The sequence below is a fragment of the Pantoea agglomerans genome, assembly GCF_021397715.1.
Taxonomy (GTDB): domain Bacteria; phylum Pseudomonadota; class Gammaproteobacteria; order Enterobacterales; family Enterobacteriaceae; genus Pantoea; species Pantoea astica.
Genome location: NZ_CP090207.1, coordinates 3,100,950 through 3,123,537, shown reverse-complemented (window position 1 = coordinate 3,123,537; position 22,588 = coordinate 3,100,950). Strand labels below are relative to the sequence as shown.

General features: G+C 55.4%; 17 protein-coding genes and 3 pseudogenes. 15 read left to right on the top strand and 5 right to left on the bottom strand.

Annotated elements, in window-relative coordinates:
* The first annotated feature begins 7 nt into the window (after positions 1 to 7).
* From LZU96_RS14825 to LZU96_RS14785, 9 genes are all read left to right on the top strand, one after another.
* Positions 8 to 322 carry a hypothetical protein gene (locus LZU96_RS14825; RefSeq protein WP_233984988.1) on the top strand — a complete coding sequence of 105 codons (315 nt, stop codon included), beginning with the start codon at positions 8 to 10 and terminating at the stop codon, positions 320 to 322.
* Positions 322 to 2,040, top strand: a complete 1,719-nt coding sequence (locus tag LZU96_RS14820; protein ID WP_233984987.1) for a PglL family O-oligosaccharyltransferase — start codon at positions 322 to 324, stop codon at positions 2,038 to 2,040. The genes LZU96_RS14825 and LZU96_RS14820 overlap by 1 nt, the downstream gene beginning before the upstream one ends.
* Positions 2,037 to 3,209, top strand: coding sequence for a glycosyltransferase (locus LZU96_RS14815; RefSeq protein WP_233984986.1), 1,173 nt, complete (start codon positions 2,037 to 2,039; stop codon positions 3,207 to 3,209). The genes LZU96_RS14820 and LZU96_RS14815 overlap by 4 nt, the downstream gene beginning before the upstream one ends.
* Complete coding sequence (locus LZU96_RS14810) at positions 3,206 to 3,979, top strand: ABC transporter permease (RefSeq protein ID WP_233984985.1); 774 nt, start codon at positions 3,206 to 3,208, stop codon at positions 3,977 to 3,979. Before LZU96_RS14815 ends, LZU96_RS14810 begins: the two co-directional genes overlap by 4 nt.
* Positions 3,979 to 4,740: an ABC transporter ATP-binding protein gene (locus LZU96_RS14805; RefSeq protein WP_233984984.1), complete on the top strand. Its 762-nt coding sequence runs from the start codon at positions 3,979 to 3,981 to the stop codon at positions 4,738 to 4,740. The genes LZU96_RS14810 and LZU96_RS14805 overlap by 1 nt, the downstream gene beginning before the upstream one ends.
* A 29-nt stretch (positions 4,741 to 4,769) precedes the next feature.
* On the top strand, positions 4,770 to 5,912 hold the full coding sequence (locus LZU96_RS14800; protein WP_233984983.1) for a UDP-galactopyranose/dTDP-fucopyranose mutase family protein: 1,143 nt from the start codon (positions 4,770 to 4,772) through the stop codon (positions 5,910 to 5,912).
* The gene (locus LZU96_RS14795) at positions 5,909 to 6,787 is read left to right on the top strand and encodes a glycosyltransferase (protein ID WP_233984982.1); all 879 of its coding nucleotides are present in this window, start codon (positions 5,909 to 5,911) and stop codon (positions 6,785 to 6,787) included. Before LZU96_RS14800 ends, LZU96_RS14795 begins: the two co-directional genes overlap by 4 nt.
* A 159-nt stretch (positions 6,788 to 6,946) precedes the next feature.
* Complete coding sequence (locus tag LZU96_RS14790; protein WP_233984981.1) at positions 6,947 to 8,791, top strand: DUF4422 domain-containing protein; 1,845 nt, start codon at positions 6,947 to 6,949, stop codon at positions 8,789 to 8,791.
* A gap of 192 nt (positions 8,792 to 8,983) precedes the next feature.
* A complete protein-coding gene (locus LZU96_RS14785; RefSeq protein ID WP_233984980.1) occupies positions 8,984 to 10,594 on the top strand; it encodes an SgrR family transcriptional regulator in 1,611 nt (536 codons plus the stop codon).
* Positions 10,595 to 12,275: 1,681 nt separating this feature from the next.
* Here LZU96_RS14785 and LZU96_RS14780 read toward each other — a convergent pair.
* The 4 genes and pseudogenes from LZU96_RS14780 to LZU96_RS14765 all read right to left on the bottom strand — a co-directional run.
* Positions 12,276 to 12,816 (bottom strand): annotated as a pseudogene (locus tag LZU96_RS14780) (transposase); the annotation flags it as partial.
* A 383-nt stretch (positions 12,817 to 13,199) separates the two neighbouring features.
* Positions 13,200 to 14,459, bottom strand: coding sequence for a glycerate kinase type-2 family protein (locus LZU96_RS14775; RefSeq protein WP_233984979.1), 1,260 nt, complete (start codon positions 14,457 to 14,459; stop codon positions 13,200 to 13,202).
* Between the two features lie 2 nt (positions 14,460 to 14,461).
* Positions 14,462 to 15,550 carry a tartrate dehydrogenase gene (locus LZU96_RS14770; RefSeq protein ID WP_233984978.1) on the bottom strand — a complete coding sequence of 363 codons (1,089 nt, stop codon included), beginning with the start codon at positions 15,548 to 15,550 and terminating at the stop codon, positions 14,462 to 14,464.
* An 18-nt stretch (positions 15,551 to 15,568) separates the two neighbouring features.
* Positions 15,569 to 16,879 (bottom strand): MFS transporter, encoded by a 1,311-nt coding sequence (locus tag LZU96_RS14765; RefSeq protein WP_233984977.1) that lies wholly within the window; start codon positions 16,877 to 16,879, stop codon positions 15,569 to 15,571.
* A gap of 128 nt (positions 16,880 to 17,007) precedes the next feature.
* On the opposite strand from LZU96_RS14765, the gene LZU96_RS14760 reads away from it, so the two are divergent.
* From LZU96_RS14760 to LZU96_RS14740, 5 genes are all read left to right on the top strand, one after another.
* A complete protein-coding gene (locus LZU96_RS14760; RefSeq protein WP_233984976.1) occupies positions 17,008 to 17,922 on the top strand; it encodes a LysR family transcriptional regulator in 915 nt (304 codons plus the stop codon).
* Positions 17,923 to 18,201: 279 nt separating this feature from the next.
* Positions 18,202 to 18,423, top strand: coding sequence for a hypothetical protein (locus LZU96_RS14755; RefSeq protein WP_233984975.1), 222 nt, complete (start codon positions 18,202 to 18,204; stop codon positions 18,421 to 18,423).
* Between the two features lie 436 nt (positions 18,424 to 18,859).
* Positions 18,860 to 19,621, top strand: coding sequence for an alpha/beta fold hydrolase (locus LZU96_RS14750; RefSeq protein ID WP_233984974.1), 762 nt, complete (start codon positions 18,860 to 18,862; stop codon positions 19,619 to 19,621).
* Positions 19,622 to 19,644: 23 nt separating this feature from the next.
* The gene (locus LZU96_RS14745) at positions 19,645 to 20,319 is read left to right on the top strand and encodes a heavy metal response regulator transcription factor (RefSeq protein WP_233984973.1); all 675 of its coding nucleotides are present in this window, start codon (positions 19,645 to 19,647) and stop codon (positions 20,317 to 20,319) included.
* Positions 20,316 to 21,698, top strand: a complete 1,383-nt coding sequence (locus LZU96_RS14740) for a heavy metal sensor histidine kinase (RefSeq protein WP_233984972.1) — start codon at positions 20,316 to 20,318, stop codon at positions 21,696 to 21,698. The genes LZU96_RS14745 and LZU96_RS14740 overlap by 4 nt, the downstream gene beginning before the upstream one ends.
* 131 nt (positions 21,699 to 21,829) lie before the next feature.
* On the opposite strand, the pseudogene LZU96_RS14735 reads toward LZU96_RS14740, so the two are convergent.
* Positions 21,830 to 22,375, bottom strand: a pseudogene (locus LZU96_RS14735) (TetR/AcrR family transcriptional regulator); the annotation flags it as partial.
* Between LZU96_RS14735 and LZU96_RS14730 the strand changes: the two are divergent.
* Positions 22,340 to 22,481 (top strand): annotated as a pseudogene (locus tag LZU96_RS14730) (RidA family protein); the annotation flags it as partial. The pseudogenes LZU96_RS14735 and LZU96_RS14730 overlap by 36 nt on opposite strands.
* Positions 22,482 to 22,588: the final 107 nt, after the last annotated feature.

Sequence of the window (22,588 nt, the reverse complement as noted above, 5' to 3'; positions counted from 1 at the left end):
GCTTATTATGTCTTTTTCACGCCGTCGCGGTGGCGATAATAATCGCGCTTTTACGGTTGGTATTTCTGATATCACCGGCATTCGTGAAGACTACCATCGTCTTCGCCTGCTTGAGAATGCCGTTATTAACTATGGCGGCGGCAGGCGTGCGCTTGAGACAAGGGTGCGTGACACAGCTCGTCGCATGCGTAATGTAGATTCAGAAGCCGCTGCGCTACTTTATGACGTCACGGCCTACCTGCGTGACGTGGCCATTGCTGGCGAGCTGGATGAAGAAGACTGTTTTGGGCTGCGCGCCCATCGCGGGGTGTCTTTCTCGTGATGCTGGGTAATAAATTTCAGCGCAGCTGCATTCCTGCCGTTGTATTGCTTGCATGCGTGACGCTCCCCTTTTCCGGCAGCGTCGGCCCCGGCATGCTGGGGGGGCACAATCTGCTGGTCTGGGCCTGCGTGGCGATCTGGCTGGTTGTTCTGTGGTGCGCACGCAACACGCTTGCGCCGCGCGGGCTGGTTGTCGGGGTGCTGTCAGCGGCCGTCCTGATGACCCTGCCACTGCTGTGGACGACGGTGCCGGCCTGGCGGCTTAATGCCCTGCCGCGCCTGGTCGGGCTGTGGGCCGGCACTGGACTGTTTATTCTGCTGCTGCATGTTCGCTTCGGCGTGCGGGGCCGGGCGCTGCTTGTTTCCGTTCTGGCGGCGGGTGCCTTATTACAGGCCCTGATGGCGCTGGCCCAGCTGTTGTTTCCCCTGAGCCCTTTCGTTCGCGGCATGCTTCACTATGACGTGCTTTCCGCCCAGGGACGGGCGCTCGGCAGTCTGGGGCAGGTGAACCTGCTGGGGTCGTTTCTGGCGACAGGTGCCGGAGCAACGCTGTGGTGCCTTCTTTCTCTACCCGTTCGTCGCCGTAGCCTTCGCCTGTGCGGCTGGCTCGCGCTGGCGCTTATTCTGGCTGCGCTGGCCGTAGCCCGCTCCCGCACCGGCTGGCTGGGAGGACTTCTGGCGTGCGGCGGCGTGCTGTGGCTGGTTGGTCGGCACCGTCACTGGCGCGCGCTGGGGGGATGTGTCCTTCTCAGTAGCATTATGGCCATCGGCGTACTTTCCGTGCAACCGCAGGTCGTTGTGGCAACCGCTCATGCGGTTTCACCTCGGGCGGCCGACACTTTCAGCCTCGACCGGATGCGCAGCGAGTCTCGCGAACGTCGCCTGCAGATGCTGCGCGTGACGGCAGAGCTCATAAAGCAACGTCCGCTTGCGGGCAGCGGGCTCGGCAGCTTTGAACGACGCTGGTCAGACGGGCTTGAGGCGCTGGGTGAGGTCAGCGCGACCCCGGAGCGGGTTATCTATCCTCACAATGAACTGCTGTACGTCTGGGCGGAGGGCGGTGCTGTAGCGCTCGCCGGATTGCTGCTCGCCGGCGTGCTCTGGATGCTGCCAGCTGTCTCTTTCCTTCGCGCAAAAGGAAGGCCGGGTGCAGCCCGACATTATATCAGCCTCTGGCCGCTGTCCCTGCCGCTGGCGCTGCACGCCATGACCGAATTTCCGTTTTATCTGTCAGCCCTGCACTTCGTTCTGTTCTTGTTGCTCTGGCGTCTGGCGCTGCCGGACGGCCGTCGGTGCGAAGATGTCGCCAGAAAAGCGTGGCTGGCCCTTCCTGCCGGTCTGGCCGGCTTCGTGGTGCTTGCTGCGTGTACCCTAAACCTCATTCATCTGCGTGAGGTGGAGAAAAGCGGTTTTTCATCTCCCATAACGCTTTTTCTGCCCGAGGTATCGCAGCTGATGCAGGCGGATCGCCTGCAGTTTGACCGCTGTGTCAGCCTGCTGATTGCTTATAACCAGCCCCGGGATGTAAAGCTGCTGCAGGCCTTTGTTCAGGAGGCTAACGGCTACCTGTCCGCCCATAACGATCCGAATCTGATGGACTCTCTTATCCGTGTGGAAAAAGCTTTGGGTCGTGAGGAGCTTGCGGCGGACACACTACGCCGCGCGCGGGTGAGCTTTCCCGGCGATCCCCGTTTTCACCTTACAGGAGCGCAGCTATGAGGCTCTGTTTTATTGTCAACGATGACCGTTACTTTGTTCTGCACTGGCTGGCGCGCGCTCGCGCCGCACGCGCTGCCGGCATGGAGGTGCACGTGCTGGTTCGGTCGTCGTCGCCGTCTGTGATGGCGACGATGCAAGCCGCCGGCCTGCAGGTCCATTCTCTCGTCCTGAAAGCCACCTCCCGCAGTCCGCTGAATTTTCTGCTTAGCGCGTGGCAGGTCGGGCGTCAGGTGAAGCGACTCCAGCCGGATGTGGTGCACGCCATCACGCTTAAACCCTGTCTGATCGCTGTCATGCTGACCGGACGCTATCGCGTAATGATGAGCTTCCCGGGGCTGGGACGGTTGTTTAGCGGTCGGGGATTGTCGTTACGGCTTCTGAGAAGGCTGGTCTGCCAGGTCTGGCGATTTGCAGCCCGCCATCCGACCTGTCTGATGGCTTTCGAGCACGAAGATGACCGGCGGCGATTAACAGATCTGGCTCGTCTGCCCGAGCGCGCCACCCGGGTGACCGGTGTATCTGGCGTGGACCCCTTCGTGTACAGGGACTCTCCCTTGCCGGCCTCACAGCCGCCGGTGGTTCTCTTTGCGGCCCGCCTTATCCAGTCTAAAGGGCTTGATACGCTGGTTGGCGTCTGTCGTACGTTGCGGCGTCTGGGAATAGCCCTGACTCTTCAGGTGGCCGGTCTGCCGGTTCCCGGCGATCCGGATGCTATCCCCGAACGCGTGCTCAGTCTGCTGGCTTCGCAGGGGGATATTGAATGGCTGGGAGAGGTTGAAGAGAAAAATATGCCAGCGGTGCTGGCAGGAGCCACCGTGGTGGCGCTGCCTTCCCGTTATGCAGAGGGTGTTCCCCGCATTCTGCTGGAAGCAGCCAGTTGCGGGCGTCCGGTGGTGGCGTTTGACCGCGGCGGCGTCCGGGAACTATTGCCGGATGATGGGTGTGGCATCAGGGTGCCGGACGGTGACGTGTCCGCCTTTACCGTGGCGCTGGCCCGGGTACTGCGGGACCGCGAGTATGCCATCCGGGCGGGGGCTGAAGGACGCAAAAGGGTACTGCAGTCTTTTACCGCCGAGGCTGCGGCCCGTCAGAATCTGTTGTGCTATGCCGCCCTGACCGGAGCAGATCCAGCCGCTTTTGGTCGTCAGACCCGGGAGGTGCTGCTATGACTCACCGCTATTCGGTTCGCCGCTGGTATGAAATGGTGCTGGTGCTGCTGCACAAGGAAATGCAGGTCCGGTACCGGGGCAGTCTGTTGGGGTACGTCTGGTCGGTTGCTCATCCCCTGACCTTTGGTCTGATTTATTGGGTCGTTTTCGGCAAGGTAATGCGGGTGCCGGTAGCTGAGTACCCGTTGTTCCTGCTGAGCGGACTCTTCCCCTGGCAGTGGATGGCCGCCTCACTGGGCAATGCTCCTGATGCGTTTCTGGCCAACAGCGCCATCATCCGTAAAACCGCCTTCCCGCGCGGCGTTCTGCCGTTCAGCCAGGTGCTGATGGAAGGGGTGCACTTTCTGTGCGCGCTTCCGGTTCTGACTGGATTTTTACTGTGGTATGGCCACCAGCCAGCCCTGTGCTGGCTGTGGGCGATACCGTTACTTTTCCTGCTGCAGTTGCTGCTGCTGACGGGCATAACCTTGCTGCTGGCAAGCCTTACGCCGTTTTTGCGCGACCTGGAACGTTTTGTTCAGTTGGGCATCATGATGCTGATGTATTCCACTCCGATCATCTGGGCACCGGATATGCTGCCTCTGCGCTGGCAGTGGCTGCTGAACCTGAATCCGGCCGCTCCGCTGGTCATGGCCTGGCGCGAGCTGTTGCTGGATAACCAGGTCACGCTATCTCGCTTTCCGGTGATGGCGCTGATGGTGCTTCTGAGCTTACTGGCGGGTTCACAGGTACTACGCCGCCTGGCTCCACGACTGGCGGAGGTGCTGTGATGAAGGCAAAGCAACCGGTCATAACCTTTGATCATGTGATTAAGCGGTATCCGTTGTATCACCATCTGGGGAGCGGGCTAAAGTCCCTGCTGTTGCATCCCCGGCGAGCTCTGGCGTTGTGGCGGCACCGTACCCATACCGCGCTGGATGACGTCAGTTTTTCTGTTCATTCGGGAGAGTCCGTGGCCCTGATGGGGCGCAATGGTGCCGGTAAAAGCACCACCTTGTCCCTGGTGGCCGGCGTACTGCAGCCCTCCGCAGGGAGAGTAACGGTGCGTGGACGGGTGGCCTCTCTGCTGGAACTGGGCGCTGGTTTTCATCCGGAGCTGACGGGGCGCGAGAATATCCGTCTGAATGCCACGCTGCTGGGTATGAGTCAGGCGGACATCCGTCAGGCTATGCCGCGCATCATAGAGTTCGCCGGGCTGGGTGACTTTATCAATGAGCCGGTACGCATTTATTCCAGCGGTATGCAGGCCCGTCTGGGATTTGCCGTTATTACCGAAGTCTCACCGGACATTTTACTGGTTGATGAGGTGCTGGCCGTCGGAGATATCGCCTTCCGCCAGCGCTGTCTGGATGTGCTGACCGCCTTCCGGAAAAAGGGCGTTACGCTGCTGTTTGTCAGCCATAACCCGACGGATATCCGCCAGTTCTGTGACCGGGTACTGTGGTTTGAAAATTGTCGGCTGGTGGCGGACGGCACGCCGAAAGAGCTGTTGCCTCGTTATCAAACGGCAATGAAGGCTGCCAGGCAGTAAGGTTTTCCAACGTTAATCTGAGTCTCACTATGCTATTACCATCCGTTTTTATCGTCGGTGCTGGCCTGGCCGGCAGCACCGTCGCACGCCTTCTGGCAGAGAAGGGCATTACCGTTACCCTGTACGAAGCGCGGGACCATTTGGCCGGAAATTGTTATGACGTCCGCTGTTCACAAACGGGGGTCAGAGTGCATCAGTACGGTCCCCACATCTTCCATACGGCGGATGAGGCTGTCTGGCAGTTTGTGAACCGTTTTGCCCGCTTTATGCCCTATTTTCATCGGGTCTTTACCACGGCACGCGGCCAGGTCTGGTCCCTGCCGGTCAACCTGCTAACCCTGAGCCAGTTCCGGGGCCAGGCGATGACGCCGCGCCAGGCGCGTGACTGGCTGACCTCGCTGACGACCGGCACGGCTCAGGCTGCGGGGAACCTTGAGGCCCGGGGGCTGCAATTGATGGGGCGGGATCTGTATGACGCTTTCTTTCGGGGATATACCGAAAAACAGTGGGGATGTCCGGCTTCGGAGCTGCCGGCCGCCATCCTGAACCGACTGCCGTTCCGGTTTGATTTCAGTGACGGGTACTTCAGTCACCCGTATCAGGGAATGCCTGCGGAAGGATATACCGGGCTGGTCAGGGCAATGCTGGACCACCCGGGCATTCAGGTGCATACCTGCCATAAGGTGACGCCAGCAGAGGCCAGGGAACTGGCGCGGCGGGGACATCTGTTCTGGTCCGGTCCGCTGGATGCCTATTTTGGTCATGATGCTGGCAGATTGCGCTACCGGACGCTGGATTTTGTCCGGGAGGTCGTGCCGGCAGACTGGCAGGGTTGCGCTGTAATGAACTATGCCGATCCTGACATCCCCTGGACCCGTATCACTGACCATGCCCGTCTGAGCCCGTGGGAACACCACGATAAAACCGTTATTTTTCGGGAGCATTCCCGAGAGGCCGGCCCTGGCGATATCCCGTACTACCCGGTCCGCATGGCAGAAGAAGAAACTCTGCTAACTCAGTATCAGGAACGAGCCCGGCAGCAGCCGAACGTCACTTTTCTTGGCCGGCTTGGTACCTGTCGCTACCTTGATATGGATGCCACCATTGCGCAGGCCATGGGGGCGGCCCAGGCCTTTTTAAGCTCTCCTGCATGGCCAGAGGCGGCGTCATGAAGGTGGCGATGCTGATGGTAACGTATAACCGCCTGCCGAAGCTGCGACGGGCACTGAAGCATACGCTGGCGCAGGGGTTTCATTCCGTGTTGGTGGTTAATAATGCCGCCACCGATGGTACTGGTGACTGGCTGGCACAGCAGAACGATCCGCGTTTGCAGGTGCTATCACTGCCGGAGAACACTGGCGGAGCTGGCGGCTTCAGTGCCGGCCTCGCAGCTTTGGCGGAACAGCCGGGCTGGACGCATGTTTGCCTGGCGGATGATGACGCCTGGCCGGCGGATGACTGGCTTGATGCTTTGACCCGGGAGCCGGTTGCCGATGCATATTGCAGCGATGTTCGTCGTCCGGACGGTCAGCCCTGTACCATGAACCTGCCCTTCATCCGCGTGCCGGCTACCCTGTGGCAGACTCTGCACTATGCCTGGAACCCGGCAGCGTTCCGGCCCAGTGTAAGCCGTACCCGGGTAGAGAGCCTTTCGTTCGTGGGGGCCTGCGTCAGTCGTGAATGGCTGACACGCTTGCGCGCCGTTCTGGATGAACGGTTATTTATCTATTATGACGACCTCAGCGCAGGGGCCTCCCTGTCCAGGCAAGGGGCCAGGCTGGTCTGGTCGCCAGCCCTGCGTTACGTCCATGATGTTCCTTCACAGGGGCGCATTTGTGCTCGTAAACGGTATTACCTGACCCGAAATCTTTTATGGCTGCGGCATTCCCGCGCCGGTTCGCCGTGGTCGCGATCTGTCACCTTACTGCGGCTGACGCTGCAGCTTTATGGTGCCCTGCTTGATCAGCCGCGCCTGCCAGCGATGGCGGCCTGGCGTGCAGGTTTCCTGGATGGCATGCGTACGGACCTATCACACATAAGAGAATAGCCGTCATGGTGCCTGGCTCTGTTTGTCTACTGCCTTCTGTATCAAGGCGCCTCACAGAGCCGGTTATCTGCCGCTTCAATGATTTGAATTTCCTTTACCGGGACGCTGCGTGCACTGCTACCAAGTGACCACTGAATATCACTAACTTTATAAACGAAAATGAATATTAAAATTCTGGTTTGCCATCACAGGTCATACCCTTTTGTTAAAAACGAGTGCTTCCTTCCTGTTCAGGTCGGAAAAAGCATCAGTGAGTTCAGTCTGGACTACGCAGTACCGGATAATACCGGAGACAATATTTCGGATAAAAACGCCTCGTGGTGTGAACTGACAGCGCTTTACTGGGCGTGGAAGAATCTTAATGCCGACTACTATGGCCTGATGCATTATCGCCGCCTGCTTAATTTCAGGGCTGAGGATGACGGGTGTTACATCTTCAACGAAATAACGGATAAGCAGGTTCAGGATTTTGGATGGACGCCGGATAACGTCAGGAAGACCTGCGCCCGGTATGACATCATCACATCTCCTCTGTGGCAAATTCATCCGGCGGGTCTGCCCAAAAAAGTGATGAGTGCCCGTGACTTTTATGCCAGGGAACATGATGTTCGCGTGCTGGATACCGTCCTGCAGATCGTGAAAAAACAGTACCCAGATTATTATCTGCCGTTACTGCAAAGCCTGAGCGAGAGCAGTTGCTCATGGGGAAATATTGCAGTAATGAAGTCCCTTTACTTTCATGAGTACTGCCAGTTTTTATTTGGCGTGCTTGGCGAAGCTGAAAAGCGCATTGATCTTTCCGGCTATGACCCGTATCAGCAACGGGTTTTCGGCTTTATCGGAGAGCGTTTATTAAACGCCTATCGGGTATATGCGCAAAACACCTATCCCGGCCTGAAAGTAGGGACCCTGGCGCTGGCCTATGGCGTGACGGAGAAAGCGGTTTTACATGCCTCGCATCCTGTCGTCACGCCGGCAGTCCGCAGGACCGGCAAGGTGAACATCTGTATGTCCTTTGATGACCATTATGCGCCGCATGCCGATGTGGCCATTACTTCACTGATTAGCAATGCGCACCCTGAGCAGGTGATTGATTTTTATATTATCTGTGACGAACGATTAACCCAGGCGAACAGGGAGAAAATAAAGTCAGCGCAGATTCGGGCACCGGAGGTGAAATTTCACTTTTTGCCGGTCAGCGCGAGTATGCTGCCAGCATTACCACTGAACAGAAAATATATTTCACTTAACACCTACTACAGGCTGCTGATGCAAAGGTTGCTGCCAGCCACTATTGAAAAAATCATCTATCTTGACTCAGATGTGGTTGTCTGCGGAAACATTGCAGAACTGTGGGATACAGAGACAGAAGGCTACTGCATAGCGGGCGTTCAGGATGAGGGCGGGGTATTTCAGGCGCGACGTTTGCATCCCTATGCGCATCAGGATTACATCAACGCAGGCGTGCTACTGTTTAACTTCAGGGAAATAAACCGACGCTTCCCGGATATGTTTATGACCTGTTTTGAACGTTTTTATCAGCACAGGGGGCTGATCACTCTGCAGGATCAGGACATCCTGAATATTATCTTTAAAGACTGCATTAAAACGCTCCCGCTCAAATGGAACGTTAGCAGCCGGATGTTTACCTTTAACGAGCTTGAGCATAAATACTCTTTGGCAATGGCTGAGGAGGCGATAAATTCTCCCCACATCCTGCATTTTACAGACAGTAAAAAACCGTGGGGCATGTTTTGTGATCATCCCTTACGGCATATCTATTGGCAGTACCGGGAAGCAGGGCAATACAGTTTATTGTCGATGAGGGAAAGGTTCACGCGCAAATTTCAGGGGAATATTAATTACACCGTAAAGGGGAGCTCTGTGGTTTTGAAAATATATAAAGCTGAGCTCGTTATTGCTAAAAAAATATTTTCCGTGCTGCGCAGAATTACCGGACTCATTCGAGGCTTGTTTTGCCCTGAAAAGTCCATCATGGATTGAGGTAATTATTTGAAAGATAAGATGTAATTCTCTGGTTGCGCCGTGCCCGCGTTTAGCAGGCCAGAGGGGGCGAGAGCTTTTTCTGAAAAATAAATAACTGTTTATACCGCTAATCAGTGATTTTCGGGCTGATCCTTATACGCAGAAATTATCAAAATAGTCCTTAATAAATATAAACCGGAGATTTTTTACGTGACAGAACGTCTTTCCTCACACCAAAAACGACTTTTGCTCCGCTATCAACGGCTTTTGATGCGCTGGCGTACCGAACCCGCTCAGGTATCTTTGAATGAGGTGGCAGAAGCCCTGTATTGCTCCCCCCGTTATGCAAGGACATTATTGAGTGAAATGCAGCAATCAGGCTGGTTGAACTGGAAAGCCAGGGCGGGTCGTGGCGCAACCGGCGTGCTTCAGTGCCGCGTTGATCCTGCGGCGCTTAAGGCTTTGCTCGACGGTGACTATGCAATGCAGACAGATCAAACTCTTATCTCGGGGCCGGTTTATTCAGCAGATAACGATGATGGGGAGGGATATGTTATTCCTTTTTTCCGCCCCCTGATGAAAATCACGCCTTCCCTTTATACCGCATGGCCTGAACGTCATCTTATACAGATGGTACATGCAGGGCTGATGCGATTCGTGCCGGGAGCGGCCGGGCCAGTTCCTGGACTGGCACATACTGCTGAAGTCAGCGCTGATGGTCTGAGCTGGACGCTCTATCTGCGACGGGGATTAGTCTGGCACAATGGGGAGCCGCTGCGACCAGAACAACTTGTATCAGCCTTGCAGCGTCATGTTGGCGGACCAGGATTACCGCATGTGGCACAGATCACTCTGTCGGGATATGTCCTGCAGTTGAAGCTGACAAATCCTGATGTTTTACTGCCACACCGACTGGCACATCCGGCTTATTCCCTGTCACACCCTGAAGACCATACTATCGGACTCGGTCCGTTTCGAATAAAAGAGCATACAGAATCGGCTCTGGTTTTACAGCGTTCAGCATTCTGGTATGGGGAACGGCCTCAGGTAGCAAAAGTAAGTTTCAACATCCACCCGCGCCCTGCGCCGGATTGGTCGGTAATTACACTGAAAACAGCGCAGCTTCCTGTCTCGTCTGAAGATGTGAAAATACTATCCGGAGATGGAGGGGTTACCTTCCTGACTTATAACTCGACGCGGAAGTCAACTACGCTGGCACAGCAGGCTGTTATCCGGCGGATCATTCAGGGACATGTGCAGCGTATGTTGATGGAGACCACAACGATTGCAGAATGCCCTGAGTGGCTGCGCGGGGAAAATAGCGAGGTAGAGTCTGCTGACTTGCCGCCACAACTGAATATTGTTTACTGCCTCTTGCCCGAACTGACAACGCTGATAGAGCAATTAAAGAAAAGTCTGCGGTGGCGGGGTTGCCAGCTGAATGTGACGACGCGGGCAGCCAGCCACTGGCTACTACCGGAGGAGGACTGGTCATCGTTTGATTTATGTTTAGGATTCCAGCCGATGGGCGCGCACCTGGCCGGCACACTGGAAGAGCATTACCGACACTGTCATATGTTCAGAGCATTCTGGGGTAAAGACTTTAATGAGCGGGGTGAACAAATTTTGAAGAGGGCGGTAAAAGGATCTCCGTCACAGCACTCACGCCGCATCAGGCGTCTGTTCTGTTATTTAAAGCATAACGGGTGGGTGACTCCTTTGTATATCCAGCGCTGGCGACTCCTTGTGCCTGAGCAGGTCAAAGGGGTGGAAACCTGCGAGTTGGGTTGGCCTGACTTTACACGCTTATGGATGACATAAAATGCTAAAGTGATACTTCTCACAGATGTTGTTCTGTTATCGCTAAGAACTAACCGTCAGAAGACTTATTGAGATATTGAGAAAGCAGGGTAGAGACAACCTCATATAATATCTGTCTTCTGAATATTTATTATTGAGATGATGTTAAATAAAAGTCATTGATCAGGATTTTACTTTAAAATTTCCAGGGCTGTTTTGAATGACGGTCGGGCATTACGTCTGCCCGGAAAGTAAGACCGGTATAGCACCTACACTATATCCGGCGCAAAATCATTCAGAATGTAGGGTGGATAGTTCGTTCGGTTATTTTAACGCAATGTTTAATGGGGCCTGTTCCATAATAAAGATAGCTAAAGTCATCACTCTTGTTGTCATGAATCAGCACGTCGCCATTGACGAATTTAACAAGCTCTAGCCTGCCTGTTTTTTTGTGTCCGGCACCTACCTCAAAGTTATCCTTCCACTTCTCTTCAGTATGATTATAGACGTGAAGGATAACCTCGATACGACCTCTTTCCGGGCAATCCAGATATAAAAGGGTAGAAGAAAAATTCAGGGCTTGAGCCGTGAGGCTTGTAACTATGGATAGGGGAATTAAAAGATGTTTAGGGGAGAACATAGCTGCAATATAAATGATGAAAACAATAGATATAATTTTAAATCATCTTTGTCAGACAGTATTGCTCACGATCAGTTTTAGTGCAGGTTAAGTCCATCTATTTATTCAGGAGTGGTGAATTTTATATCAACACAGTGGGAGCGGTTTATTAGCGTTGTAAACTCTCTCATAGCGGACGTTCGGCTCAGTTATCTGGTCCGCTTCTGCCAAAGAGGCATTGTAATTTTGATGATCCAGGTAATCTTGATGATCTGGAAGTTCTTATCTATGCGAGCGATGACCACTATCTCGAGGCGATGGCTATTTTCTGCCAAAAAACAGGGTTAATAGAATTCTGATATAAAGCCATATTTTATCAATTTTCCCTGAAGTGCGTAAGTTCATAATGCTCCTTTCAAAAAATATATTTCCTTTGAAAATACAGTGAGGTGTATGGAGCGGCATTAAGGTTCTTAATTTGACATGATAAACTTATAGGATTTATTTTAATAATGAAATTCTTTAAATGCTAATAACTAGTTATCATCTGAATTTGCATTTATTTACAAATTGTTGGTTAAATATTGCGCATTCACTGTGTATTTTGAATTGAGATTCTTTATATTTAAAAATAAAAGCTTTTCATAAATTAATTAGAAAGTGCAGGCTAGCTAATGAACAGGAGTAAGCTAAGTGGCTTGCAAAAAAAGGAATGTTTCCATTGCTGTTTTTAGAGCTGGTATCTATTTTATTATGCATTCCTGCTGGGTATTTTTTTAAAAATTAATGTGTTTGAGAATTCAAATTTTCAGAAAATAAACACTAAAGCCATAAATAAAATTTGGTCGGAAAGGCTTTATTGCTTTCCGGCCTGCCTGTTCGTTATGTGATCTTTTTTTACATTTTTTATGGTCTTTGTGGCCTTGGTTTCTGGGTGTTCTTACACGCGTTGTGTAAATGTTAGTGGTGAAATAACCTTTGTGACGCGAACAATAACTGTTTTCAGTCCATAACAAGGTTTGATTATAAACTGTGTGGTTGCACAGGGGGAAGATTAAGAAGGCACAGACGCTATATAATATTGCGTTTTACGCTCAGGCCATTAAATTGACAGATGCGATAAACCCGCTTGTGATTAACATAAAGATCTTTACGCCGCAGAAGCTGTGTAACTAAAGCGGCGGCGTTCAGGTGCCAGCGCAGTGATGCGTAGAGATAGCTGCGCGTCATCAGCCGGACGTTGAGCATCATAGTGGCAGGCCGACAGAGACAAACCAGTGAGTCTGCAGGCTCGACGTTGCAACATACCGGCCGCAACACACATCAACAGCACGGGTTGCCGTTTCTGGGCTGTCGTCAGGACTTTCGCCCAGGAGCCACCTGAAGCGCTTCCTTATCCAGCATGGCTTCGACAAGCAGCTTCCTGAGTCTGGCGTTCTCTTCCTCAGCCGACTTCAGCCGTTTAACTTCCGGCACCTCCATGCCGCCATACTTTCTGCGCCAGCTATAAAATATGGCGCCGGCAATAGCGTGCTGGCGGCAGAGCTCCCGGAGGAAACACCGGCATCAGCCTGACGCAGGATAGGATACTGATGATCTGTTCGTCGGAAAGTCGCTTCTTCATGAGGATGTCCTCACGTTACTGATGAAGACATGACTAACATCGCGGTATATTAATCAACAAGGAGCAGATTGCCTTCAACCTGTATCACCGGGCTATTTGAATTAACCCTGTTCAGTTATGAATGATTTCAGCCAATTTCAGTCGCTGGCAGGCCAGTCCTGAAAGCTACGGGCTGGTTTCAATCGATAGCGAAGAAATCACGATTATCCATTGCCGAAAAAGTGACGAATAAAGTGAGGCGGGGCGAGGGAGGATAAATGAGCATTTGCTCATTCTTCCCTGCGCAGACCGGTTTAAAGGAAAAATGCCAGTCCAGCGACATCTTTGTTCGCGTAATAAGAGAAATAAACAGTGGCTCTCTCCGTTGCAGAGAGAGCCACAGATTAACCTATTAAGATGGCCCGGATGTCATTAACGTTGGTTAACGTCGGTCCGGTGATCAGCAGGTCATTAATCGCATGAAAATAGCTGTAGCTGTCATGCGCATTCAGATAGCTAAGCGCATCAAGCCCACAGGTTTTACCGCGCACCAGCGTATCCGGAAAAACCATCGCACCCGCAGCCTCCTCGGTGCCATCAATACCGTCACTGTCTCCCGCGATGGCCCAGATTCCGCTTTCTCCCCGCAGTGCGCAGGCCAGCCCAAGTAAAAACTCGCTGTTACGCCCGCCTTTACCTGCCTTTGCCTCGTTTACCGTGACCGTTGTTTCTCCCCCGGAGAGCAACACAGCCGGCCCTTTCAGCGGCTGACCGTGCTGCTTCACCGATTTTGCGATGCCCGCCATAACGGTGGCGACCTCCCGGCTCTCACCTTCGATGGCATCGCCGAGTATCAGCGGGGTGATCCCGTGACGACGCGCGGCGCTGGCCGCGGCCTGTAATGCCATCGCGGGTGTGGCAATCATTCTGACCTCACCTTTAGCCAGCATCCCTGATAATGCCGTCGGCTGGCTCAGCACATGGCGAACTGCTGCGGAGATCGGAATAGCGTAGCGCTCCAGTACCTTCAGCGCCTCTTCTGGCGTGCTGCTGTCAGCCACCGTCGGACCGGATGCCACATCCGCCGGATTATCACCCGGCACATCGCTGATAATCAGCGAAACCACCCGGGCGGGCTGCGCCAGTGCAGCCAGTCGGCCGCCCTTTATCGCCGACAGATGACGCCTGACCAGATTCATCTCTCTGATGCTGGCACCGCTGTGCAGCAGTGCCCGGGTAACTGACTGTTTATCGGCCAGCGTGATACCCGGCGCGGGTAAAGCCATCACGGCGGAGCCACCGCCAGATATCAGCGCCAGCACCAGATCGTCGGGTGTCAGGCCGCGCAGCGTTTCCAGAATCAGCATCGCTGCCGTTTCACTCATTGCATCTGAAACCGGATGAGACGCCTCCAGAATACGGATGCGTCCGGCGGGTACGGCGTGACCGTAGCGCGTCACCACCACGCCACTGACTTCCACATCTGGCCAGGCGGCATCCACCGCTGCCGCCATAGCGGCCGACGCCTTGCCGGCCCCGACCACCACACAGCGGCCGGCGGGCTTCCGCGGCAGCGCGGCCGGCACGACAGGTCCGGGACGGGCGCTGTCAACCGCCTGCGTAAAGATATCCTCCAGTATCGCTGCGGCCTGATCGTTTCTCATCGTTATGCACTCTCGGCAACGGTTGAACGGGATTCGATGAACTGCACCACGGCACGCGTAACATCGGCGGTGGTTGCCGTGCCGCCCACATCGGGCGTCAGGATGCTGTGGGTGCAGACATGTTCGATGCCTTCCATGATCAGCGCGGCGGCTTCAGGCTCGCCCAGATGCTCCAGCATCTGTACCGCCGTCCAGAAGGTGGCGATCGGGTTGGCGATGCCCTTACCGGTGATATCAAAGGCTGAGCCGTGGATCGGTTCGAACATCGAAGGAAAACGCCGCTCAGGATCGATGTTCGCCGTCGGCGCTACGCCGAGGCTGCCCGCCAGCGCGCCCGCCAGGTCGGATAAAATATCGGCGTGCAGGTTGGTGGCGACGATGGTATCCAGGCTCTGCGGATGCAGCGTCATGCGGTGCGTCATGGCATCCACCAGCATCTTGTCCCACTGCACATCCGGAAACTCCTGCGCCACCTCAGCGGCAATTTCATCCCACATCACCATGCCATGACGCTGCGCATTGGATTTGGTGACTACCGTCAGCAGCTTACGCGGGCGGGATTGCGCCAGTTTAAAGGCATAACGCATGATGCGCGTGACCCCGACGCGGGTGAAAATCGCCACTTCGGTACCGACTTCTTCCGGCAGACCTCTATGGGCGCGGCCACCGTTGCCGGAGTATTCCCCTTCGGAGTTTTCGCGCACGATCACCCAGTCGAGATCGCCTGGTCCGCGGTTGCGCAGCGGCGAGGTGACGCCAGGCAGAATTTTGGTTGGCCGCACATTGGCGTACTGATCGAATCCCTGGCAAATCGGCAGGCGCAGCCCCCAGAGGGTGATGTGGTCAGGCACATCTGGCGCACCGACCGCGCCGAAATAGATCGCATCGAATCTTTTCAGCGTCTGCAGGCCATCTTCCGGCATCATCACGCCGTAGCGTTTGTAGTAGTCGGAACCCCAGTCGAAGGTCTGAATATCAAATTTCAGCTGCGGATCGCGCTGTGACAGTGCCTTCAGAACCTCAACGCCGGCTGAGATGACCTCAGGGCCGATACCGTCAGCAGGAATAGCGGCAATAGAGTAGTTACGCATGATGTTTCTCCGTATCGATTAATGGGTGTGAGGTTGATGAAGTTCAGTGGTCTGTGGCTTTTTCGCTTTTCCGGACAGTATCAGTACCGTCAGGGCTGAAATCAGCAGCAGTCCGGCCACGAAATAGAGTCCCCAGGTATAGCTGCCGGTTTGCTGGCGGATGATGCCAATCATCATCGGGCCGACAAAGCCGCCGAGGTTGCCAATCGAGTTGATGGCAGCGATGCCAGCCGCTGCCGCTGGCCCGCTCAGGAACAGGGTCGGCATGCTCCAGAGCGGTGGCTTGGATGCGCTGATCCCGACGGTAACCAGCGTCAGGGCGATAATCACTGAGAAAAGCGTGCTGACGCTGCCGGCATAAATCAGTCCGGCCGCGGCCAGCAGACAGGCAGCAATAACGTGCCAGCTGCGCTCGTTGGTCCGGTCGGAGTGGCGCGCCCAGAGGATCATGCCGAGAACGCCGATCACTGCCGGGAAAGCATTGAGGAAGCCGATTTCTAACGATGAGGCACCGAAGCTGTGAATAATCTGCGGTGCCCAGATACCCAGGGTATAAAGGCCGGCCGAGGTGCCAAAATAGACCAGCGCCAGTGCCAGCACCCGCTTATCCGCCAGACCGCGCCATGCGCTGCTGTGGCTCTGTCCCACCGCACGCGCCTGCTCTTCAGCCTGCATGGTGTTTTGCAGCCAGCTCCGCTCCTCTTCGGTCAGCCATTTCGCTTTAGCCGGACGGTCGGTGAGCCAGAACAGCACCACGATGCCCAGCAGTAACGCGGGGATCGCCTCCAGCACGAACATCCACTGCCAGCCGGCAAAGCCCATCAGCCCGTGCATCTCCAGCAGCGCGGCGGAGATCGGTGAGCCCAGCGCGGTAGAGAGCGGCGCTGCGGCCATGAAAATAGCGGTGACCTGCGCACGTTTTACCGCCGGGAACCAGTAGCTGAGATAAAGAATGATGCCCGGAAAGAAACCGGCCTCGGCCACGCCGAGCAAAAAACGCAGAATATAGAAACTGGTGGTGCCCTGCACAAATGCCATACAACCCGAGACCAGTCCCCAGGTAATCATGACGCGGGCGATCCAGATTCGGGCACCGACCTTATGCAGAATCAGGTTAGACGGGACTTCAAACAGAAAGTAGCCAAGAAAGAAAATCCCGGCCCCCATCCCGAAGACCATCGGCGAAAAACCCAGGTCCTGATTCATGGTCAGGGCGGCAAAGCCAATGTTAACCCGGTCGAGAAATGCGATGAAATACAACAGCATGATAAAAGGAATGATCCGCAGCGTTACTTTGCGCATCACCTTTTTTTCGAGGTCATTGTGCATAACAGGATGCTCCACAGTCAGGTAGGGTTGTTATCGTTTTGTTGTGAACTCAGTATGCTGTTTTGACTGGCGTTATCATCGGCAAGGGTTTATATAAATAAGTTGAATAATCTGAATGCGGGCGAAAAATGGATATAAATCAGCTGAGATGCTTCGTGGTGGTAGGTGATGAACTTCACTTCGGCAGGGCAGCCCGCAAGCTTGAAATGATGCCTGCGTCACTCAGCCGTTTTATCCGGTTGCTGGAGGAGGATTTAGGCATACGGCTGCTGAATCGTTCGACCCGGAATGTGACTCTGACCCGGGAAGGCGCAGAGTTTTTGAGTGAGGCTAAGTCCGTGGTTGCTGATTTTGATGCGTTACGGCAGAGGTTCCATAAAAACATCGCTGCGCAGAAAAAGACATTGCGGATCGGGGCCATTGACAGCGCGGCGAGGGGATTACTGCCGAAACTGCTCAACCTGTTCGTCAGCGCCTTTCCTGATGCGGATATCCATATCAGCGAAGATAAATCGCACAGCCTGATCCCACGACTGACCTCCGGCTGGCTGGATCTGGTCTTTGTCCGGCCGCCAGAACAGACCGACGTCACCCTGACCACGCGCTTTATTGCCAATGAAACCTGCGTGCTGGCGGTGCCGGCGCATCACCGGCTGGTGGATTACGCGCAGGTGAGCATCGACGATTTTTGCGACGAGCCCGTCATCGTGCCGGAAAGACGCACCCGACCTCACAGCCATGACCTGACGATGAACCTGTTCAGAGCGGCGGGCCGATATCCGGTGATTGCGCAGTATGCCGAGGAAAAACAGACCATCCTGAGCTTTGTCGCTGCCGGGCTGGGCGTGGCGCTCGTTCCTTCCTCTTACCGCAACATGAACGCGGATGGCGTAAAGTACCTGCCGCTGGCACCGGTCAATGATATGGAAATTGAAGGGCTGCCGCTCTGTGTGATGTGGCACCAGGGAAACAGGGACAGATATGTGAATGCCGTGCTTAATATCCTGGCGGAGAACAGCGAGATATTGACGAAAGATCTGTAGTGATCTTCATGCATACCCAGGGCGCTGGCGAGGTGGAAACGGCCGCCAGATCAGACTTCCCCATAGCGTGGTGATGCTTTCGGCCAGATAAGGGCGTTGCCTGTCAGCGCGCCAGCCAGAGAGGATCACCCGCCAAACGCCTGAAAAGCCCGCCAGGTCGGTGATAAACGTAACCACTGGTAAACAAGTTTGAGTTTTAGCCATTCCTGCAGGAAGTCAGCTTTTCACTGGCTATGCTTGTACCTGACTGGAACACGCCAGTTATTACAGGGAAAAAATATGCAGAAGTTAACGTTTGGCATCATGGTTGCTGGCCTCCTTTTCGGCATGAGCATGCAGGCTGAGGCGAAGGGATGCCTGAAAGGGGCTGCGGTCGGCGGCGTCGCTGGTCATGTTGCCCATCACGGTGTTGCAGGTGCCGCTGCTGGCTGCGCGGTAGGTCATCACATGGCTAAGAAAAAAGAAAAAGAAGCGGAAAATCAACAGCAAAGTCAGAAGTAACACCCTTTAACCTTTGCTACAGCGTTGTTTGAATTAACCCTGGTTCAGTAGCGACTGATATCAGCCAGATTTCAGTCGCTGGCTGGCCAGGGTTGAAAGCTGTGGCATGGTATTAATCAGCGATGAAGCCATAACAGCCGAAAAAATAAAGGATAAAGTGAGGCGCGGCCGGGGCAGCAGAACTCGCAGCCCGAAGCGGACGTTTATTCAGACATTCAGCGAGTCCTTTCAGATGAGCTGACCTTAATCCCCCGTGAACTCTCCCTGAAATCGCTAAGCCCTTTATCTGCTGCAGCAGAACCAGAGAGTTCATCCGTGGTCGGGCCGCGACAACCGTCCGCTTGCCACTGTCATTCTTTTGTCATTACTCGCTCACCCTGATGTCAGGGCCGGTTGCTTATTCTGAAGGTGAACTTTCACAATCAGGAGTATGACAATGAAACTGAATACCATCACCCTGGCCCTGGGTATGCTGCTGGCTGTCGCCGGCGGTGAGGCGCAAGCGCAGTCGCAGCCGGTAAAAAATATTGTGCTGGTACACGGCGCGTTTGTTGGCGGCGCGGGCTGGCGGCCGGTCTATGACCGGCTGACGCATGACGGCTATCAGGTGACGCTGGTACAGGAGCCGCTGACCAGTTTTGCAGAGGATGTGACGGCAACGCGACGGATTATCGATCAGCAGAATGGGCCGGTGATTCTGGTCGGCCACAGCTACGGCGGGGCGATCATCAGTGAAGCGGGTAACGACAGTAAAGTGGCAGGGCTGGTCTACATTGCCGCTCATGCGCTGGACAACGGTGAAACCGAGGCCAGCAACGGGAAAAAATTCCCCAACAGCGCCCATCCGTTTGCCCGATCGGCCGATGGCTATCTGACGATTGCGCCACAGTATTATCACAGCGATTTTGCTGCCGACCTGCCCGCCGCGCAGGCTGACTTTGAGGCACATGCGCAGATGCCAACCAACGCCGCGGTGTTCACCGCTAACATTGCCGATCCGGCGTGGAAAACCCGGCCCAGCTGGTACATGGTGGCGAAAGCTGACAAAATTATCAGTCCCGATCTGGAGCGGATGTACGCCCGACGTGCGCACAGCCATACGGTAGAAATTGCCGGTGCCAGCCATTCGGTCTATCAGTCACATCCTGAGGATGTTGTAAAATTGATCGAGCAAGCCGCACAACAGGCACAGCCCTGAAAACAACCCGCGGGAAGAGGCGCATGAAAATTCTGGTGATTGAAGATGAGGCCAAAGCGCGTGATTACATGCGCAAAGGATTGACGGAAGCCGGCTTCATCGTCGACGTGGCGGACAATGGCGTGGATGGTCTGTTCTATGCCCGTGAGCATCACTACGATCTGATCCTGCTCGACGTGATGCTGCCCGGCATCGATGGCTGGCAGGTGATGGCGGAGATGGATCAACAGATCCACACTCCGGTGATCTTCCTGACCGCCAAAGGCACGCTGGAAGATCGCATCAAAGGACTGGAGCTGGGCGCGGATGATTACCTGGTTAAACCCTTTTCCTTTGCCGAACTGCTGGCGCGCGTCCGTACTCAACTGCGGCGCGGCAGCCAGCAGAAGCTGCCGGACATTCTCACGCTGGCCGATTTGCAGCTCGACGTATTTAAACGCCGCGTCGAGCGCGGTGGCCAGCGCATCGATCTCACCAACAAAGAGTTCAACCTGCTGCACCTGTTCCTGCTGCATCCGGGTGAAGTGCTGACCCGGACGCTGATCGCTTCCCGCGTCTGGGACATGAATTTTGATAGCGACACCAACGTGGTTGATGTGGCGGTGAAGCGTCTGCGTCAGAAAATTGATGGTCCGTTTGCTCAACCACTGATTCACACCGTGCATGGCGTGGGTTATCGCTGCGAAGCCGAAGCGTGAAGCGCCATTCTCTGACGCTGCGTCTGTCGCTGATGCTCAGCGTCACGGTGATCGTTATTTTTTCACTCTGTGGTTACGCGCTTTATCATTCACTGGCAACGCAAATCAGCGTGCGGGATGATGCTGCCCTGCTGACGCGCATCGATCAGATTCGTACGCTGCTGCGCGATGAAGATGCCATCACGCTGATCCAGCAAAAACCCCGCCTGTTTGCCAACATGCTCGGCAATACCGAGTCGTTGCTGGTTCTGCGGTTTCCCGGCCAGCCGCCGCTGATTGTGGTGAATCCGGGACAGCGTCCTCTGCCTGCCATCACGCCGATTCCGGCTGACCAGCCGCTGACGCTGTCGTCGGTGCATCATCTTGTCAGCGCAGGAGGCACGCCGTTTATCTCGGCGGCGGCGCTGGCACCAACCCGCGATGGCAACGGCCAGATTGAGATCGTGACCGGCCGCCTGATGCGCGACCGCACCCAGACTCTGCAGCATTACCGCGACCAGATAGTGCTGGCGACCACGCTGGCGGCCGTGCTGGTGGCGGCCATCAGCATCTGGCTGGTGCGACGCGCGCTGTCGCCGCTGCGCAGCCTGGCGGCAGAGGCGGAAGCGATCGATGTGCGTCATTTAGCACGACGGATGCCCGGACAGGCGCAGGCGGAATTAGAGCCGCTGGTGGCGGCGTTTAATCAGATGCTGAGTCGCCTCGAAACCGGCTATCAGCAGTTGAGTCAGGTCTCGGCGGATATGGCGCATGAACTGCGCACGCCCATCGGCACGCTGCTGGGGCAGACCGAAGTGGCGCTGAGCCAGACCCGCAGCCTGGGTGATTATCAGGCATTGCTCGGCTCCAACTACGAAGAACTGGAACGGCTGGCGAAGATGATCGACAACATGCTGTTTCTTGCCAGAGCGGAAGATGCCAGTCAGGCACGGGATGAACAGCGTATCGATCTGGCGTCGCTGGGCGAGAAGCTGCGGAGCTATTTCGACGATATGGCGGAGGAAAAAGCGATGCGGCTGGAGATGGCGTTAAACGGTGAACTGCAGGCCGATCCGCTGTTGCTGCAACGCGCGCTGGCCAACCTGATGGCCAATGCGCTGCGCTATGGCGATGCCGGCACGCCGGTGAGAATCAGTAGCAGGATACTGCCATCGGCGGTCGAACTGGTGGTGGAAAATCACGGCCCGACGCTGAGCGCTGACCAGCAGGCACGCGTTTTTGATCGTTTCTGGCGCGCCGATGCGTCACGGCATCAGGGCAGCAGCGGGTTAGGGCTCGCTATTGTGCGCAGCATTATGCAACGCCATCAGGGACGTTGTGAGGTGCAGAGTGCGCACGGCATCACGCGCTTCACGCTGCGCTTTCCACAGCCAGCGTGATCGCCGGAACATGACAGTCAGGCATATGTGCCTTAGCGGCGGGTCTGGTGACGGAGACGTTTGCGGGTGACCCGATGATAGCAATAGGCCAGCGAAAAAGTGACACAAAGCAGCCTGTTGCTGGTCGACAGCAATCCACTCGCCAGCAGCCTGAAACCCTCAATCGCTTTTGGCAGCGTGATGGCAGGGTTCTCGCTCGCTGCGACCCAAAGGGCGGCATTAAAAGCCGAACCATTGAGTAAGCGCGCGGCCGCTTCAGTATCGACCGGCCTGAGCGCGCCGCTTGCGGCCATTTCCGCCAGTGCGCTGCGGGTGGCGTCGAGACAGGCATTCTGGCTCGGCCAGCGGCTGGGATCGCCAGGAAAAGCCGGGCCATCCAGCAAGACGATACGCTGCACTTCCGGGTCGAGCGCCATTTCAATGTAAGCGGCACCCTCCCACATCAGTTTTTCCCAGTCCGAATCGGCGCTAGCGGCCACCTCTCTGGCACGCAGCGCGATCTCGCTGTCGACCTGCGACACCACCGCGGCCAGCAGCCCCTTTTTATCACCGAAATGATGATACAGCGCACCGCGGGTGAGCCCGACGCTGGCGGATTGAGGCGGCGGCCAATCCCTGTTCGGCAAAGGCTTCCTGGCAGCAAAAACCAGTTTGCCACCGTGCTGGAGATTAAAAATGAAATATGGACAGAGGCGCCTTACCCGAACTGGACCGCGGTAGGCGGGTTTTGATTTTGAAATTAAGGTAATTGCCCGGCTGCCTGAGCCGGCGGATAACCGCTGATGCTGGGCGTCTGACGCTGATTCAATGGTGGCGGGCCGCTTTGTGGCAAGAGACCGCCGGTGGAAGGCATACCGGCGGTCTGATCGGGGCAATGCGGGTTCCGCTGC

Excerpts from the sequence above, each read along its gene's own strand:
- LZU96_RS14755 (WP_233984975.1), top strand. The coding sequence starts at position 18,202 with ATGCAGAAGTTAACGTTTGGCATCATGGTTGCTGGCCTCCTTTTCGGC.
- LZU96_RS14795 (WP_233984982.1), top strand. The coding sequence starts at position 5,909 with ATGAAGGTGGCGATGCTGATGGTAACGTATAACCGCCTGCCGAAGCTG.
- LZU96_RS14815 (WP_233984986.1), top strand. The coding sequence starts at position 2,037 with ATGAGGCTCTGTTTTATTGTCAACGATGACCGTTACTTTGTTCTGCAC.
- LZU96_RS14745 (WP_233984973.1), top strand. The coding sequence starts at position 19,645 with ATGAAAATTCTGGTGATTGAAGATGAGGCCAAAGCGCGTGATTACATG.
- LZU96_RS14790 (WP_233984981.1), top strand. The coding sequence starts at position 6,947 with ATGAATATTAAAATTCTGGTTTGCCATCACAGGTCATACCCTTTTGTT.
- LZU96_RS14825 (WP_233984988.1), top strand. The coding sequence starts at position 8 with ATGTCTTTTTCACGCCGTCGCGGTGGCGATAATAATCGCGCTTTTACG.
- LZU96_RS14820 (WP_233984987.1), top strand. The coding sequence starts at position 322 with ATGCTGGGTAATAAATTTCAGCGCAGCTGCATTCCTGCCGTTGTATTG.
- LZU96_RS14760 (WP_233984976.1), top strand. The coding sequence starts at position 17,008 with ATGGATATAAATCAGCTGAGATGCTTCGTGGTGGTAGGTGATGAACTT.
- LZU96_RS14750 (WP_233984974.1), top strand. The coding sequence starts at position 18,860 with ATGAAACTGAATACCATCACCCTGGCCCTGGGTATGCTGCTGGCTGTC.
- LZU96_RS14765 (WP_233984977.1), bottom strand. The coding sequence starts at position 16,879 with ATGCACAATGACCTCGAAAAAAAGGTGATGCGCAAAGTAACGCTGCGG.
- LZU96_RS14775 (WP_233984979.1), bottom strand. The coding sequence starts at position 14,459 with ATGAGAAACGATCAGGCCGCAGCGATACTGGAGGATATCTTTACGCAG.
- LZU96_RS14805 (WP_233984984.1), top strand. The coding sequence starts at position 3,979 with ATGAAGGCAAAGCAACCGGTCATAACCTTTGATCATGTGATTAAGCGG.
- LZU96_RS14800 (WP_233984983.1), top strand. The coding sequence starts at position 4,770 with ATGCTATTACCATCCGTTTTTATCGTCGGTGCTGGCCTGGCCGGCAGC.
- LZU96_RS14770 (WP_233984978.1), bottom strand. The coding sequence starts at position 15,550 with ATGCGTAACTACTCTATTGCCGCTATTCCTGCTGACGGTATCGGCCCT.
- LZU96_RS14810 (WP_233984985.1), top strand. The coding sequence starts at position 3,206 with ATGACTCACCGCTATTCGGTTCGCCGCTGGTATGAAATGGTGCTGGTG.